The 16,040-nt window shown below is 75.7% G+C and carries 16 protein-coding genes; 8 read left to right on the forward strand and 8 right to left on the reverse strand.

From position 1 onward, the window contains the following. Window positions 1–31: 31 nt before the first annotated feature. Genes E8D37_RS05700 through E8D37_RS20050 form a run of 5 tightly spaced genes read right to left on the reverse strand, consistent with a single transcriptional unit; the run spans window position 32 to window position 5,901 of the window. Window positions 32–1,546, reverse strand: coding sequence for an HtaA domain-containing protein (locus E8D37_RS05700; protein WP_168929634.1), 1,515 nt, complete (start codon window positions 1,544–1,546; stop codon window positions 32–34). Further along, the gene (locus E8D37_RS05710) at window positions 1,543–2,844 is read right to left on the reverse strand and encodes a hypothetical protein (RefSeq protein ID WP_136568783.1); all 1,302 of its coding nucleotides are present in this window, start codon (window positions 2,842–2,844) and stop codon (window positions 1,543–1,545) included. The genes E8D37_RS05700 and E8D37_RS05710 overlap by 4 nt, the downstream gene beginning before the upstream one ends. Further along, window positions 2,841–3,674 (reverse strand): heme ABC transporter ATP-binding protein, encoded by an 834-nt coding sequence (locus tag E8D37_RS05715; protein WP_240770211.1) that lies wholly within the window; start codon window positions 3,672–3,674, stop codon window positions 2,841–2,843. Before E8D37_RS05715 ends, E8D37_RS05710 begins: the two co-directional genes overlap by 4 nt. Continuing rightward, a complete protein-coding gene (locus tag E8D37_RS20045; protein ID WP_240770212.1) occupies window positions 3,671–4,789 on the reverse strand; it encodes an iron ABC transporter permease in 1,119 nt (372 codons plus the stop codon). The genes E8D37_RS05715 and E8D37_RS20045 overlap by 4 nt, the downstream gene beginning before the upstream one ends. After that, complete coding sequence (locus E8D37_RS20050) at window positions 4,786–5,901, reverse strand: ABC transporter substrate-binding protein (protein ID WP_240770213.1); 1,116 nt, start codon at window positions 5,899–5,901, stop codon at window positions 4,786–4,788. Before E8D37_RS20050 ends, E8D37_RS20045 begins: the two co-directional genes overlap by 4 nt. Window positions 5,902–6,099: 198 nt before the next feature. Between E8D37_RS20050 and E8D37_RS05725 the strand changes: the two genes are divergently transcribed. The 5 genes from E8D37_RS05725 to E8D37_RS05745 all read left to right on the forward strand — a co-directional run bounded on the left by E8D37_RS05725 (window position 6,100) and on the right by E8D37_RS05745 (window position 11,745). Beyond that, complete coding sequence (locus E8D37_RS05725) at window positions 6,100–6,786, forward strand: biliverdin-producing heme oxygenase (protein WP_136568784.1); 687 nt, start codon at window positions 6,100–6,102, stop codon at window positions 6,784–6,786. Window positions 6,787–6,884: 98 nt separating this feature from the next. Continuing rightward, window positions 6,885–7,361: a MerR family transcriptional regulator gene (locus tag E8D37_RS05730; RefSeq protein ID WP_206055585.1), complete on the forward strand. Its 477-nt coding sequence runs from the start codon at window positions 6,885–6,887 to the stop codon at window positions 7,359–7,361. A 33-nt stretch (window positions 7,362–7,394) separates the two neighbouring features. After that, window positions 7,395–8,393: an aldo/keto reductase gene (locus E8D37_RS05735; RefSeq protein ID WP_136568785.1), complete on the forward strand. Its 999-nt coding sequence runs from the start codon at window positions 7,395–7,397 to the stop codon at window positions 8,391–8,393. A gap of 852 nt (window positions 8,394–9,245) precedes the next feature. Then, window positions 9,246–10,943, forward strand: a complete 1,698-nt coding sequence (locus E8D37_RS05740) for a phospho-sugar mutase (RefSeq protein ID WP_136568786.1) — start codon at window positions 9,246–9,248, stop codon at window positions 10,941–10,943. Between the two features lie 109 nt (window positions 10,944–11,052). Next, window positions 11,053–11,745, forward strand: coding sequence for a hypothetical protein (locus E8D37_RS05745; RefSeq protein ID WP_136568787.1), 693 nt, complete (start codon window positions 11,053–11,055; stop codon window positions 11,743–11,745). A 34-nt stretch (window positions 11,746–11,779) separates the two neighbouring features. Here E8D37_RS05745 and E8D37_RS05750 read toward each other — a convergent pair whose 3' ends face one another. After that, on the reverse strand, window positions 11,780–12,412 hold the full coding sequence (locus tag E8D37_RS05750; RefSeq protein WP_136568788.1) for a hypothetical protein: 633 nt from the start codon (window positions 12,410–12,412) through the stop codon (window positions 11,780–11,782). A 146-nt stretch (window positions 12,413–12,558) separates the two neighbouring features. Between E8D37_RS05750 and deoC the strand changes: the two genes are divergently transcribed. From deoC to E8D37_RS05765, 3 genes are read left to right on the forward strand one after another with little or no spacing between them, the layout of a single operon-like run. Next, a complete protein-coding gene (deoC, locus tag E8D37_RS05755; protein ID WP_136568789.1) occupies window positions 12,559–13,269 on the forward strand; it encodes a deoxyribose-phosphate aldolase in 711 nt (236 codons plus the stop codon). A 4-nt stretch (window positions 13,270–13,273) separates the two neighbouring features. Next, window positions 13,274–13,888: an ATP-binding protein gene (locus tag E8D37_RS05760; RefSeq protein WP_136568790.1), complete on the forward strand. Its 615-nt coding sequence runs from the start codon at window positions 13,274–13,276 to the stop codon at window positions 13,886–13,888. Between the two features lie 4 nt (window positions 13,889–13,892). Then, window positions 13,893–14,459 (forward strand): hypothetical protein, encoded by a 567-nt coding sequence (locus tag E8D37_RS05765; protein WP_136568791.1) that lies wholly within the window; start codon window positions 13,893–13,895, stop codon window positions 14,457–14,459. Here E8D37_RS05765 and E8D37_RS05770 read toward each other — a convergent pair. Then, window positions 14,449–14,910 (reverse strand): DUF3592 domain-containing protein, encoded by a 462-nt coding sequence (locus tag E8D37_RS05770; protein WP_136568792.1) that lies wholly within the window; start codon window positions 14,908–14,910, stop codon window positions 14,449–14,451. The genes E8D37_RS05765 and E8D37_RS05770 overlap by 11 nt on opposite strands. A 5-nt stretch (window positions 14,911–14,915) precedes the next feature. Next, complete coding sequence (locus E8D37_RS05775) at window positions 14,916–16,013, reverse strand: adenosine deaminase (protein WP_136568793.1); 1,098 nt, start codon at window positions 16,011–16,013, stop codon at window positions 14,916–14,918. Window positions 16,014–16,040: the final 27 nt, after the last annotated feature.

The raw sequence follows: 16,040 nt of genomic DNA on the forward strand, positions 1-16,040 counted from the left end.
GTGGTTCATCGGTCGGTGGAACGGGTGCGGCTCATCGGCCGCGGGGCGTCGGCACGAGCAGGAGGGCAGCGGCGAGCGCCAGCAGTCCTCCCCCGACCCACCAGCGCGGGTCGGTGCTCGTCACGACGGGGCTGGTCGTGGAGACCAGCCGCGTGCCGGAGACGGCGGCGAGCGCCGGCCCGGAGTCGGTGGTGACGCCCGAGGAGGACGTCGAGGTGGCGGCCGCGCCGCTGCCGGCGCCTGCGCCTGCGCCCGCGGAGCCTCGGCGGCTGCTCGAGCCGGCGGTCGCGGTGCCGGTCGGGTCGTCCGTCGCGTCGTCGGCGTCCTCGTCGTCCCCGGAGTCCTCGTCGTCGTCGGCCGAGGAGGTGCTCGCGCTGCTCGACGGCGTGGCGCCGGCGACCTCGCCCTGCCCGACGGTGATCGGCAGCGCCGCCTTCCAGGCGTCGGTCGAGGAGCCGGAGGAGTACCAGAACGCCGCGGAGCCGAGTCCGTCGAGGAAGTCGACGAACGACTGCGGGAAGGACCCGACGTCGTCGCCGTCCGTCACCTGGGCGACGCCGTCCACGAGGACGCCGGCGTAGGCCGGGTCGAGGACGAGCCCGCCGGCCAGGGCGGCGGTGACTGCGCCCGCGGCCTCGTCGGCGGTGTCCCCGGCGGTGAGGTCGACGTCCGGCAGGTCGGCGACGGTGACGGTGGCCGGGGCGACCGCCTCCCACACCGAGGTGTCGCTCTGCGAGGACGCGTAGCCGGACAGCGTGGCGGTGAGCGTCCCTTCGCCGTCGGCGACCTCGAGCACGGGGTCGGAGAGGACGAAGTAGCTCATCCCGGAGTAGAAGGCGACGGTCACGTCACCGGTCCACGAGAGCTCCGCGGTGCCGGCTGCGGCGTCGATCGTGCCGCTGCCCTGCGAGAAGACGAAGGAGAGGTTCGAGGTCGAGCCGGTGCTCGGGCTGCCCAGCGCCTCCCCGGCGCTGTCGGTGGCCAGGCCCGCCCAGGTCGCGAGGTGCCAGGCGCTGCCGTCCCACTTCTCCACCCGGACGTGGCCCGCACGGGCGTGCCAGTCGGTGCGGTCCATCTGCACGCCCCCGCTGCCCGGGTCCGCGAGGACGCCCGCGGAGAAGAAGTTGTAGGCGCCCGCGAGCCACGAGGCGCTCGAGGCCTCCTGGCTCATCCCCCAGCGCAGCGTGAGCCCCGAGAGGTCCAGGACGTCCGAGGTGGGGTCGGCGGTCACCGTGACCGTCGTCGTGGCACCGGCGGTCGTGTCCGTGGCCGACGACTCCCCTGACGCCGACGCCGAGGCGCTGGCGGACGCCGAGGTGCTGGCCGACGCCGACGCCGTGGCCGACGTGGTGGCCGATGCCGAGGCGGTGGCGGTGGCCGTGGCCGTGGCCGTGGCGGAGGCCGAGGTCGAGGCCGTGGCCGTGGCGCCGCCGGTCGCCGCCCCGGCGGGGCCGACGCCGACGAGCCCGGCGACACCGAGCACGAGGAGGGCGAGCCCGAGGCAGGCGAGCGCCGCTCCCCCGCCCCGGCGGGCCGGTGCGCTCATCGCCCGGCCTCCGCCCGGCGGCGCCCGAAGCGCGTGACCACGAGGGCGGTCGCCCGCCGCGAGGCCCGCACGAGCCGCCCGGGCCCGACGAGCCGCAGCGCGGCGAGCACCACGGCGGCCGCGGCGAGGCCGACCAGCCAGGTGGCGGCGCGGCCGTCCCCGAGGGCGGCCAGGCTGCCGGCCGAGGACTCGGAGGCCTCGGCGTCCGCGGTGGCCCCGGCCGACAGGTCGTCGGCCGCGGCGATCGCGAACGAGGCGGTCGGCGCCTTCGTCATCCCGGACGCGTAGAGCCGCAGCTCGTGGGTCCCGGCCGCCACCTCGAGCGGCAGCGTGAGGACGCCGGTGAGCGTCCCGTCGCTGCCCGCGGCGAACGGCCCGGCGGCGGCGACCCCGTCGTCGAGGACCACGCTGACCTGGCGGCCCGGCGTCAGCCCGGTGGCCGAGAACGCCAGGACGCGCCCGGCCACCGCGGTCGCCCGGTCGACGTCCAGGGTGGCGCCCTTGCCCGTGACGTCCGCCGACGTCTCCTCGGTGGCCGCACCCGTGCTGGAGCCGCTGTCCGAGCCGCTGTCCGAGCCGCTGTCCGAGCCGCTGTCCGAGCCGTCGGCCCCGGCCGAGCCGGCGCTCGAGGTGGACGTCGAGCCGGAGGAGCCCGAGGAGCCGGACGCGCCCGAGGCGGAGCCGCCCGAGGCGTCCCCGGAGCCGGAGGTCGTGGTGCTCACGGTGACAGCGGTGAACGTCTCGTTGGCCGCGCTCACGACGCCGTGGGCGCCGAGCGTGATGATCCCGCAGGTGACCTCGGTGCAGTCGACGGTGGTGTCGTTCCCGTCCCGGTCGGTGGCGTCGAACGTGGCCCCGGGCACGACGATGTCCACGCTCCAGCTGCCCGACCTCGTCATCGTCGTCGTGGCCGACGAGGCGGTCTCCGACCCGGGGAACGCGACGAACGCCTGGTGGCCGGCGTTGTCGGCGGTCTCGGAGTCGGCGACGTAGAGGTAGTCCTCGCCCGTCGTCCCGCCCTGGCTGGGCCGCCAGGTGCCGTCGACGGTGCCGAAGAAGACGTAGACGCCACCGAAGCCGCCGGTCACCGCCTGGAAGCCGGTGCCGGACACGTGCAGGGTCGTCGAGCCGTCCGCGGCGACCGTCGCGGTGCCGCCCGAGGCGGACGTGACGCTCACCCGGGAGGCGGCCGACGCCGGCGAGGCGCCGAGCGGCACGAGGACGAGCCCGAGCAGCGCGACGAGGCCGGCGAGCGCGACGGCCCGGCGCCGGGCGGCAGGGTGGGTGGGGCTGGTCATGCGCGCTCCTCGGACTGACGACGGACGGGGACGACGACCGGGCGGCCGCCCACCTCGACGACGGCCACGGGCAGGCCGTAGACCTCCTCGACCAGGGCGGGGACGAGGACGTCGCTCGGGGCGCCGTCGGCGCGGACCTCCCCGTCGCGGAGCACGACCACCCGGTCGGCCCACGCCCCGGCCAGGCCGAGGTCGTGCAGCACGACCACGACGACGCCGCCGGCGTCGGCCAGCCGACGGGCGGTGGCGAGGACGGACTGCTGGTGGCGCAGGTCCAGGGCGGCCGTGGGCTCGTCGAGCAGGACGACCCCGGTGTCCTGGGCCAGCACGCGGGCCAGGTCGGTGCGCGCCCGCTCGCCGCCGGAGAGCCGCGGGTAGGCGCGCACGGCCAGGTGCCGGACGTCGGCGGCGGCCAGCGCGACCGCGACCGCCCGGTCGTCGTCCTGCTCGTGCGGGGTGCGCCACCACGGGGAGCGGCCCATCCGGACGACCTCCTCGGCGGGGAACGAGAAGGCCAGGCGCTGGCTCTGCGGCAGCACGGACCGGCGGCGCGCCAGCCTCCGGGCCGGGAGCCGGTGCAGCGGCTCGCCGCCGAGGAGCACCTGGCCGGCGTCCGGCGTGAGGTCCCCGGCCAGGACCGAGAGCAGCGTCGACTTGCCTGCGCCGTTGGGGCCGACGAGCGCGACGAGCTCGCCGGGCCCCACCGCGAGGTCGACGTCGCGGAGCACGGGGCGCCCGCCGAGGCGCACGTGGACGCCGCGGGCCTCCAGGTGGTCGCCGGTGGCACCGGGGGCGTCCGTGCCGCCGCGCGACAGGATCGAGGGCCTCACGACCAGCCCCCCGCCCCGGCGCGCGCCCGGCGCAGCAGCCAGAAGAAGAACGGCCCGCCGACGAGGCTGGTGAGCATGCCCAGGGGCAGGTCGGCGTAGCTGATGAGGGTGCGGGCCCCGAGGTCGGCGAGCACGAGCAGCAGCGCGCCGCCCAGGGCGCTGGCCGGCAGCAGGAACCGGTGCCCCGGCCCCGCGACGAGCCGGACCAGGTGCGGCACCACGAGGCCGACGAAGGAGACGACGCCGCAGAACGCGACCGCCCCCGCGGTGAGGACGGCGACGACCACGACCGCGACCAGCCGCAGCCGCTCGACGTCCACGCCGACGTGGCGGGCCGCCCGGTCACCCAGGGCCAGCAGGTCGAGGGGCCGCGCGAGGGCGAGCGCGGCGAGCAGCCCGGCGCCCACCATGGGCGCGACGACGGCCACCTGGGCCCAGCGGGCGCCGTTGAGGCTGCCGAGGGTCCAGAAGGTGATCTCCTCGCGGGCCGAGGTGTCGCTCCAGAAGAGCAGGAAGGCCAGCCCGGCGTTGGCGACGGCGTTCACCGCGATGCCGGTGAGCACGAGGGTGACCACCTCGGTGCGGCCGTGGTCGCGGGAGAGCAGGTAGACCAGCAGCGTGGTGGCCAGGCCCCCGGCGAACGCGGCCAGCGGGACGCTCCAGGAGCCGGCGAAGGTGAGGCCGAGGGAGATGACCGTCGCCGCGGCCACGGCCGCGCCGGCCGAGACGCCGACGACGGCGGGCTCGGCCAGCGGGTTGCCGAACACCCCCTGCATGAGCGCGCCGGCCGAGGCCAGCGCCGCCCCGGCCACGACCGCCATCGCGACCCGCGGGAAGCGGACGGTCCAGAGGGTGACGTCGCCCAGCGGGTGCGTCGGCAGCGGGAGGACGTCGATCCCCACCCGGTGCAGCAGGCTGCCCAGCACCTCGCTGGGCGGGACCTCGAGCTGACCGGTCCCGGCCGCCAGCACGACGGCGGCCAGCAGCGCCAGCGCGAGGCCGACGAGCGCGAGGCCACGGGCGCCCCGCCGGCGTCCGGCTGCGGGGTGCGCCGCCACCTGCCCCGCCGAGGCGGGTCGGTCGAGCGCCGCCGGCCGCGGCTCCACCGCGGTCACGAGTCGGCCCCCGCCGCCGCGGCGGGCGCGTAGACGGCGACGGCCAGCGCCTCCAGCACCTGCGCGGTGAGCGGGCCGTAGCCGAGGATCTCGGAGTCGTCCATGGTGACGATCCGCTGGTTCTCCCCCGCGGGGGTCGCGGCGAGCGCGGGCAGCCGCTCGAGCAGCCCGTCGACCCCGCCGGCCGACTCCAGCCCGTCGGTCATCATGAGCACGAGGTCGGGCTGGGCGGCGGCGAGGGCCTCGGAGGTCACCGAGCGCATGCCCTTCCAGCCGATCTCCTCGGCGACGTCGTAGCCGCCGAGCGCGTCGATGAGCGAGTCCGCCCCGGAGCCCTCCCCGAAGAGGTAGTAGACGTTCGCCTGGCCGCGGACGTACAGGAAGACGATCCGCAGCTCGTCGCTCTCGTCCGTGGGCGCGATCGCGTCGATCTCGGCCGTGGCCTCGGCGACCTGCGCCTGGGTACGCCGGGCCAGGCGTCGGCCGGCCGCCGGGACGCCGAGCGCGGCCGCCACCTGCTGGGTCAGCTCGCCGACGTTGTCGAGGCTGCGGTCGGAGTCCACGACCACGACGGGCACGCCCGCGTCGCGGAGCTGGAGCACGACGTCCCACGGGCCCAGCGAGGTGTCGGTGATGATGAGCGTCGGGTCCAGCGCCAGGATCGCCTCGGCCGAGAGCTGGTGGCCGTTGGTGGTGACCAGGGGCAGGTCGGCGGCCTCGTCGAAGGTCGTCGACACGTCGCGGCCGACCAGGCTGTCGAGCATCCCGAGCTCCGCGACGGTGCGCGCGAGGGTGCCGTAGACGTCGAGGGCGAGGACGCGGCTGTCGTCGGTGACCGTGACCTCGGTGCCCTGCACGTCGGTGACGGTGGCGGGCAGCTGCGGGGTCTGCGCCCGGACCGGGTCGAGGGAGTCGTCCGCAACGGTGGCGGTGACCGCCCCGGTCCAGTCCCGCACGTCGTCCAGGAGGTCGTCCCCGACGTCGGCGAGGGCGGGGGTGGCGGCGCCCGCGTCGCCGGACCCGCTGCTGCCGGCTGCGTCGGTGGCGCTGGTGGCGCCGGGCCCGGTGCAGCCCGCGAGCAGCACGGGGACGAGCAGGAGCAGGGACGCCACGCAGGCGCGCCTCCTGCCGGTCAGGAGCCTGGTCGGGCGGGGCATCGGGGACCTCGTTCCGCTGGTCGAGACAGGTTTTCGACACCTGTCCCATCGGGGTTAGGTGAGGCTAACATAAATAAGGCAACCCTCACCTAACCTGTTCACCGACTACAGTGACCGCACCACCGGGCCCGACCCGGCAGACGAGAGGCACCCATGAGCACCCCTGCCCCCGCCATCCCGCTCCCCACCACCGCACCCCTGTCGGTGGCGATGCGCGACGGCTCCCGCGCCGAGCACGAGGCCGCCGAGTCCTCCGCCTTCATGGCGACGCTGCTGGACGGCGGCATCGAGCCGTCCGGCTACGCCGCCTACCTGCGCCGCCTGCGCCGCGTCTACGAGGCCCTCGAGCGCGTCGGCCGCGCGTGCGCCGCGGACCCGCTGGTGGCCGCGGTCCACGACCCCGCGATCGAGCGGCTCGGGGCCATCGACACCGACCTCGAGCACTGGGCGGCCGGCCCGGGCGCGACGGACCTCGACGAGCCGGTCGACTCCCCCGCCGTCGACGCCTACGTCGCCCGGATCGAGGCCGCCGGCGCCTGGGGCGGCGCCTACGTCGCCCACCACTACACGCGCTACCTGGGCGACCTGTCCGGCGGCCAGGCCATCGGCCGCGTCCTGGAGCGCCACTACGACCTCGACGGCGCCGGCGTGGCGTTCTACGAGTTCCCCGCCGTGCCCAAGCCGAAGCCCTACAAGGACGGCTACCGCTCGCGCCTGGACGCCCTCGACCTCTCCGAGGAGGAGGTCGCCCGCGTGGTCGCGGAGGTGCAGGAGGCCTTCCGACTGAACCAGGCGCTCTTCCTCGAGCTGGACGCCGAGCTCGGGCTGAGCCGAGCGTGAGGCCGTCCTGATCCCCCGCGCTGAGCCCGTCCTGATCCGGCGTGGTGACCCTGGCCGGCGCTTGACCTGGAGCGTGCTCCAGGGACGAGGATGAGCCGGTGAGCACCGTCGACCGGACCTCCCCGCCCCCGCACGCCACCGCCGGGCTGTCGATCGCGGACGCCGCGCAGGCGGTCGGGCTGAGCATCGACACGCTGCGCTACTACGAGCGCGACGGGCTCATGCTGCGACCGGTCCCCCGCTCGGGCGGGGGCCAGCGGCGCTACGAGGACGCCGACCTGCGCTGGGTCCTGCTCGTCACCCGGCTGCGGGCGACCGGCCTGCCCATCCGCGACGTCCGCCGCTACGCGGAGCTCGTGCGGGCCGGCGAGGGCAACGAGGCCGAGCGGCTCGAGCTGCTGCGCGAGCACCGCCGGCACGTGCTCGCGCAGCTGGCCGAGGTCACCGAGCACCTGGGCGCCATCGACGCCAAGATCGGGGTCTACGAGGAGCGGGTCGGTGCCGCGTCCTCGGCCCCTCCCTCGTCCTCTCCCTCCCCCGTTTCCGCACCCGTTTCCTCACCCGCCCGGGGTTGACCTGGAGCGCGCTCCAGGGGGTTCGGTGGGTCTATGACCGACGCGATCACCACCACCCGCACCCTGGGCACCGCCTCCCCGCTCACCGTCTCCACCCTCGGCCTCGGCTGCATGGGGATGAGCGAGTTCTACGGGACGCCGGACGAGGCCGGCGGCCTGGCGACCGTCCGGCGGGCACTCGACCTGGGCGTCACCTTCCTCGACACCGCGGACATGTACGGCCCGTTCACCAACGAGCGGCTCGTAGGCCGGGCGATCGCCGGCCGACGCGACGAGGTCCAGCTCGCCACCAAGTTCGGCAACGAGCGGGCCGAGGACGGCACCCGCCTGGGCGTCAACGGTCGCCCCGAGTACGTCCGCGCCGCCTGCGACGCCTCGCTGGCGCGGCTCGGGGTGGACCACCTCGACCTCTACTACCAGCACCGGGTGGACTTCTCCGTGCCGATCGAGGAGACCGTCGGCGCCATGGCGGAGCTCGTACAGGCCGGCAAGGTGCGTCACCTCGGGCTCTCGGAGGCGTCGGCCGCGACCATCCGCCGGGCCCACGCCGTCCACCCGATCACGGCGCTCCAGACCGAGTACTCGCTCTTCACCCGGCACCTCGAGGACGAGATCCTCCCCGTGCTCCGCGAGCTCGGCATCGGGCTGGTCCCCTACTCCCCGCTCGGCCGCGGCATCCTCACCGGCGCGTGGACCCCCGCCGAGGGCGACTCCCGCTCCAGCGCGTACTTCCCCCGGCTCAACGGGGAGAACCTCACCGCCAACCAGCGCCTCGTGGACGCCCTCACCGCCGTGGCCGACCGCCACGGCTGCACCACCGGCCAGCTGGCCCTCGCGTGGGTCCTCGCCCAGGGCGACGACGTCGTGCCCATCCCCGGCACCAAGCGGGTGCGGTACCTGGAGGAGAACGTCGGCGCGGTCGACGTCGTCGTCCGTCTGGACGCCGAGGACCTCGCCGACATCGAGCAGGCCGTGCCGCGCGGCGCCGTCGCCGGGGACCGGTACGGGGACCTGAGCACCATCGACGCGTGAGGCGGCGGTGGTCGGTGGGTCTTCGGGTGGGTGTTCGCCGACCAGCGGTGCCCCAGCAACCCTTCCGACTCACCCGGTTGCTCACACACCTCGCCACCGCCCCGCAGCTGACCAGCGGTGTCCCAGCAACCCGGTGCGCCTGCCGCCAGGTTGCTCCGCCACCGCCGGCCCCGCGACGTCATACGAACTGTCCGTGGATCACGCCCGGCCGTATGACGTCCCAGCTCTTTCACCCGGGACGTCATGCAGACCGGCCCTACGGCACGCCCGGATGTATGACGTCCCCGGGGGCCACTGACCGGCGCTGCCCCACCAACCCTCCCAGCGACTCGATCGGTTGCTGACACACCGCCCACCCCGGCCACACCGGACCAGCGGTGCCCCAGCAACCAAGTGCGCCTGCCGGCAGGTTGCTCCCCCACCGCCGGCCCCGGACGTCATACGAACCGTCCGTGCATCACGCCCCGACGCATGACGTCCCGGCTGCCCGCCGACCAGCGGTGGCTGAGCAACCCCGCCGACCCGCCGCCCGGTTGCTCACGCACCGCCCCACCACCCCACAGCTGACCGGCGGTGGCCCACCAACCCTCCCAACGACTCGATCGGTTGCTGACACACCGCCCACGCCAGCCACACCACACCAGCGGTGGCTGAGCAACCCCGCCGACCCGCCGCCCGGTTGCTCGCACACCGCCCACCGCCCCGCCGCCAACCAGCGGTGGCTGAGCAACCCCGCCGACCCGCCGCCCGGTTGCTCACACACCGCCCGCACCGCCCACCCACCACCGGCCGGCACACCACCACGAGCCGCGGCTTCAGCACGACAGCCCGGAGCGCACTAGCGTGCGTGTCATGAGCACCGCCGCGGACGTCGACCTCACCGCCCTCCTGGAGCAGGCCCGCGCCTGGGCCGCCGGGGACCCGGACCCGGAGACCCGGGCCGAGCTCGAGGCGCTGGTGGCCACGGTGGAAGGCCGGCAGGACGAGGCGGCCGTCGCCGACCTCGCCGACCGCTTCGACGGGACGCTCGAGTTCGGCACGGCCGGGCTCCGAGGGGCGCTCGGGGCCGGGCCGAACCGGATGAACCGGGTCGTCGTCGGGCGGGCCGCCGCCGGCCTCGCCGCCTACCTGCTCGCGGAGGGCGCCGGCCCGCGGTCGAGCGTCGTGGTCGGCTACGACGCCCGCCGCAACTCCGACGTCTTCGCCCGCGACACCTGCGAGATCGTCGAGGCCGCCGGCCTGCGGGCCCTGCTCCTGCCGCGTCCGCTGCCGACGCCGCTGGTGCCGTTCGCGATCCGCGACCTCGGCTGCGTCGCCGGCGTGATGGTCACCGCCAGCCACAACCCGCCGCAGGACAACGGCTACAAGGTCTACCTCGGCGACGGCTCCCAGATCGTGCCGCCGGCGGACGCCGGGATCGCCGCCCGGATCGCGGAGGTCGGCGACCTCGCCGGCGTCCCCCGCAGCGACGGCTGGCGCACCCTGGACGAGGCGGTGGTCGACCGCTACCTCGACCGCGTCGCCGAGCTGGTCGGGGACGGCCCCCGCGACCTCTCCGTCGTCTACACCCCCCTGCACGGCGTCGGCGCCGCGCCGGTCGCCCAGGTGCTCGAGCAGGCGGGCTTCGCGGCCGCCCAGGTGGTGCCCGAGCAGGAGGAGCCGGACCCGGCGTTCCCCACGGTCGCCTTCCCCAACCCGGAGGAGCCCGGGGCGATGGACCTGGCCCTCGCGCTCGCCGCGCGCACCGACGCGGACCTCGTGGTCGCCAACGACCCCGACGCCGACCGGTGCGCCGCCGCCGTCCCCACCGACGCCGGCTGGCGGATGCTGCGCGGCGACGAGGTCGGCGCCCTGCTGGCCCACCACCTGCTCTCCCGGGGCGCGAGCGGCACGCTCGCGACGTCCATCGTCTCCTCCCAGCTCCTGGGCCGGATGGCCGCGGCCGCTGGGATGCCCTTCGCCGACACCCTCACCGGGTTCAAGTGGATCGGCCGGGTCGAGGGGCTCGCGTTCGGCTACGAGGAGGCCCTCGGCTACTGCTGCGACCCGGAGTCCGTGAAGGACAAGGACGGCGTCTCCGCCCTCCTCCTGCTGTGCGAGCTCGCCGCGGCGCTGAAGGCCGAGGGACGCACGCTGCTCGACGTCCTCGACGACCTCGCGCGCACCCACGGCCTGCACGCCACCGACCAGCTCTCCGTGCGCGTCGCCGACCTCTCCCTCATCTCCGACGCGATGGCCCGGCTCCGGGCCACGCCCCCCACCGACCTCGGCGGGCTCGCCGTCGAACGGGCCGACGACCTGGCGGAGGGCTCGGCGGACCTCCCGCCTACGGAGGGCCTGCGCTACTGGCTGGCCGACGGCGCGCGCGTGGTCGTGCGCCCCAGCGGCACCGAGCCCAAGCTCAAGGCCTACCTCGAGGTCGTGGTGCCGGTGACCGACCTCGGGGACGTCGGTGGCGACGACGAGGACGCCGTGGAGGCCGCCCGGGTCGCCGCGGCCACCCGGCTCGACGCGATCCGCGGCGACCTCTCGCTGGCCCTGGGCCTCTGAGGGAGGTGTCTCTGAGGGAGGGGTCCCTGAGAGACGCAGGACACACAGTCTTCTCGTCTCATGAGAAGCATCGCTGGGCCAGCGCGGGCCCAGGCAGTGTGATGCGACCGTGACGACCAGACCGATGGCGCTCTGCGAGGACCACCTGCCCGCCGGCGCGCCCGCCGTGTTCCTGCCCGCCGCAGTGCGAGCCCTCTACGTCGCCTCCGGCAGCGTGCGGGTCGCCGACGCCGCAGGCTCGCGCTGGCTGCCCGCCGGCACGGGCTGGGTGGGCGACGGGGAGGTCACGCTCAGCGCGGACGCCGACGCGCGGCTGTGGCGGTGGGAGGTCGACGCGCCCGTCCAGGACGGCACCTCACCCGAGGTGGACCCGGCCCGCCACCTCCTCCGCTCCGCGCCTCAGTGCCGCAGCGAGCTCCTGCTCGGCACGCTGGTCGACCTCGACGAGCGGTTCAGCTGGCTCCTGCGCTGCGACACGGTGACGTTCCCGCCCGGCGGCGTGGCCCACACCCACCTGCACCAGGGGCCCGGCCTCCGGGTGGTCGAGTCGGGCAGCCTCGTCATCGAGACCGAGGGCACCGCCCGGACGTACCGGCCCGGCCAGGCATGGGCGGAGAAGGGGGTGCTGCCCGTGCGGGCGCCCTCGGACGCCGAGACCGGGGCCGTCTTCGTCCGCGGCTTCCTGCTCCCGGCCCAGAACCTCGGGACGTCCTCGCTGCGGATCGTCCACGCCGAGGACAGGGCCGCCGGCAACACGCAGTCCTACCGGGTGCTCGCCGAGCAGGTGCTGATCGGGCGCTGAGCCACCCGACCAACCGACCAGCCTGTCAGCCGGCTCAGACGAGCAGCGTCACCACGAGGACGACGACGGCGACGACCAGCAGGCCGATCTCCAGCCACGCCGGCGTCCGCTCGACCTCGGACTCCAGCGCGTCCTGCTCCGCCGTGCGCGGGGTGACGCCGCGGGCGGCCTGCTCCTCGCGGGCGCGGTCGGCGATCCTCTGCTCGACGAAGTCCGCGTAGGCGACCTTCTGGTCCCCGGGCAGGCCCTCGCCCGGCACGGTGCTCATCGCCAGCTCGCGGGACCGGCGGGGCTTGCGGGCGGCCTGGCGCCAGGACCGGCCGACGGCGGGCGAGACGACCTTGCGCTCCCCCACGACGACGATCAGGACCTGCTGCACGAGCGCGGAGCGGATGCCGGCGAGCGGGACCCGCACGGTGTCGAAGGCGTTGACGAGCACCAGCGTGGGGCCCTCGATGCGCAGGCGCGGCTTGAGCATCGTGGCCCAGGCGAGGACGCCGATGAGGGCCGCGACGGCCGCCACCTCGGGGGTCACGCCGGCGTCGAGCACCGCGAGCAGGACCAGCAGGACGCAGATGGCCAGGCCGATCGAGCCGAGCAGCCGCCCCGAGGTGGGGTGGAAGCGCTCGACCTGCGTGGGGTCGGCCGGGGTCCGCGGGTCGGTCATGGCGCCAGGCTACGGGTGGGCGCCCCGCGCGCCCGTCCCTGGCCCTGCGCTGGCCCTGCGCTGGCCCTGCGCCCGCCACCACGCAGGATCACGCAGGCCCCGCGCCGACGGGCGCTGCGCACAGCCGGGACCTATGCTGGCCCGTCGTGAGCACCGACAGCCCTGACACCACGGACAGCACCGTTCCGACGCCCGCCGCGGTGGCCCGCGCGATCGACCACACGCTGCTCAAGCCCGAGGCGACCCGCGCGGACGTCGCGGCCCTCGTCGCCGAGGCGGCCGAGCTCGGCACCTACTCGGTGTGCGTCTCGCCGTCCATGCTCCCCCTCGACGTGCCCGAGGGCCTCAAGGTGGCCGTGGTCTGCGGCTTCCCGAGCGGGAAGCACACCTCCGCGGTCAAGGCGGCCGAGGCGGCCGAGTCGGTGCGCCTGGGCGCCGACGAGATCGACATGGTCATCGACGTCGGGGCCGCCCGCGAGGGCCGCTACGACGACGTGCAGGCCGACGTGGCCGCGGTGCGCGCCGCGGCACCCGCCCCGACCGTCCTCAAGGTGATCATCGAGTCCGCGGCCCTGGACGACGAGCAGGTCGTGGGCGTGTGCCGTGCCTCCGCCGCCGCCGGTGCCGACTTCGTGAAGACCTCGACCGGCTTCCACCCGGCCGGCGGCGCCACCGAGCACGCCGTGCGGCTCATGAAGCAGACCGTCGGCGACGCCCTCGAGGTCAAGGCCTCCGGCGGCGTCCGCACCCTTGCCCAGGCGCGGGCCATGATGGCCGCCGGCGCCACCCGTCTCGGCGTGTCCGGCAGCCGCGCGCTCCTCGCCGACGCGGCCGGCGAGGCCGCCTCCGGCTACTGAGCGCGTGCGCGCGCAGGTGATCGTCCTCGCCGGGCCGTCGGGGTCCGGCAAGTCCCGGCTCGCGGAGCGGCTCGGGCTCCCGGTGCTGCGGCTCGACGACTTCTACAAGGACGGCGACGACCCGACACTCCCGCTCATCGCGACCGGCGCCAACGCCGGCCTCGTGGACTGGGACCGCCTCGACTCCTGGCTGCTGGACGACGCGCTGGACGCGCTGCGCCGGCTGTGCGCCGAGGGCCGCGCCGACGTGCCCGTCTACGAGATCGCGGCCAACGGGCGCACCGGCACCCGCCCGGTCGACCTGGGAGGGGCACCCCTCTTCGTCGCCGAGGGCATCTTCGCCGCGGACGTCGTGGGGCCCGCCGCGGCCGAGGGCCTGCTGGCCGCCGCCTACTGCGTGCGGCGCAGCGTCGTGCGGACCTTCTGGTTCCGCCTCACCCGCGACCTCCGGGAGCGCCGCAAGCCGCCGCTGGTGCTGGTGCGCCGCGGCCTGGCCCTGGCCCGCGCCCAGCGCGGCGTGGTGGCGGCCGCCGTCGAGCGTGGCTGCGTGCCGCGCAGCCCCGACGAGGTGCGCGCCGAGGTCGCGGCCCTGCTCGCGACCCGCGTGACCCGGGCCTGAGCCGGTGACCGCCGCCGAGCCCCGCTGGCCCGACTGGTCCCGGCTGCGCCAGCCGGACCCGTTCACGTGCGGCCCGTCGTCGGTGGTGCTCGCCCGCTGGGTGCTGGCCGCACGCCGCGACCCCGCCACGCCCTCCCCCGAGGACGGCTTCGCCGGCCGGGTGCTCACGGTCCACCGGCGCGAGCGCGGCTGGTGGCCCCGCTGGCTCGGCATGCCCCCGTGGGCGGTCGCCCGGGCGCTGGCCCGGGAGCCTGGCGGCGCCTGGTCGTGGTGGCGCGGGGTGCGGGCGGTGCGGCGGGGCAGCGTGCACGACGACGTCCTGCGTGCTGCGGGTGCCGGCGTCCCGGTGCCCGTCTTCATCGGCGACCGCCGCACGCCCCGGCACGTCGTGCTGGTCGTGGGCACGCCCGGCGACGACTGGGCCGTCTACGACCCCGCCCGTGGCGAGCTGGGCGCGCTCACGCGCGCGCAGGTCGAGCAGCGGAACCTGCCGCTGGGCCGCTGGACGCGCGTGTGGTTCCCGGTGCTGCCGCAGGGACCGGCCATGCCACGGGACGGGCTCAGAGCGTGAGCACGAGGACCGACACGAGCACCCACGCCACCGGGACGGCCAGGCCGACCCCGAGCAGCACCCGCGCGAGGGCGAAGGACGTGGCTCCGGCCCCGGTCACGTGGTCGGCGCGGGCGAGGACGACCCGGTCGGTGTGGCTGCGGTCGTAGCGCAGCGTGACGGTGTCGCCCACGCGCGGCACCGGCGGCTCGATGCCCGTCATCGTCTCGGCGCGCACGGTGCGCCCGTCGGGCAGGGCCCACGACACCAGGTGGAAGTAGATGGTGCGCGGCTCGCCGGCCACCGCGACGTCCTTGGCCCTGGTCTCCAGGACCTCCCCCTCGACCTCGACGGCACGGGTGTCGAACTCCCGGGCCTCCGCGCGCTGACGCCCGCCCCGCAGGGCGAGCCAGCCCGCGGCGGCCAGGAGCAGCACGGTCACGACCGCGAGCAGGACGTCCACGGGACCCATGACGCTCAGGCCTCGGCCCGCAGCGCCGCGTAGGCGGGCTTGATGACGTCCTCGATGAGCGCGAGCCGCTCGTCGAAGGGCAGGAACGCCGACTTCATCGCGTTGATCGTGAACCACTCGAGCCGGTCGAGGTCGAACCCGAAGGCCTCGACGAGCGCCGCCATCTCCGCGGTCATCGACGTGCGGCTCATGAGCCGGTTGTCGGTGTTGACGGTGACCCGGAACCGCAGGTCGGTGAGCAGCCCGATCGGGTGCTCCGCGATCGAGGGCGCGGCGCCCGTCTGCACGTTGGAGGCCGGTGCGAGCTCGAGCGGGATGCGCTTGTCCCGGACGTAGGAGGCGAGCGGACCCAGCGTGACCGTGCCGTCCTCACCCACCGTGATGTCGTCGACGATCCGCACGCCGTGACCGAGCCGGTCGGCCCCGCACCACTGGATCGCCTCCCAGATCGAGGGCAGGCCGAACGCCTCGCCGGCGTGGATGGTGATGTGCCCGTTGGCCCGCTTCACCTTCTCGAACGCGTCCAGGTGCCGGGTGGGAGGGAAGCCGGCCTCGGCCCCGGCGATGTCGAAGCCGGCCACGCCGCGGCCGCGCCAGGCGTTGGCGAGCTCGGCGATCTCGCTGGAGCGGGCGGCGTGCCGCATCGCCGTGAGCAGCTGGCGGACGACGATCCGGCCGCCCTGCTCGGCGGCACCCTCGTCCAGGCCCTGCTGGACGGCCTCGACGGCCTCGTCCAGGCTCAGCCCGCTCTCGGTGTGCTGCTCGGGCGCCCAGCGCAGCTCGGCGTAGACGACGCCGTCGGCGGCCAGGTCCTCGACGCACTCGCGCGCGACCCGGGTGAGCGCCGGCGCCGTCTGCATCACCGCGACGGTGTGCACGAACGTCTCCAGGTACCGCTCCAGCGAGCCGGAGTCCGCCGCCTCGGCGAACCAGGTCGCCAGCCCCTCGGCGTCGTCGGCGGGCAGCGGGTGGCCGATCTCGCCGGCCAGCTCGAGCACCGTGCGCGGCCGCAGGCCACCGTCGAGGTGGTCGTGGAGGAGGACCTTCGGGGCGCGGCGCACCTGGTCGAGGGTGGGGGTAGGTTGCGCGGGGGTGACGCTCATGGCGTCATCCAACCACCTGGGCGCCCC

The sequence above is a fragment of the Nocardioides sp. GY 10127 genome, assembly GCF_004919085.1.
GTDB lineage: Bacteria > Actinomycetota > Actinomycetes > Propionibacteriales > Nocardioidaceae > Nocardioides.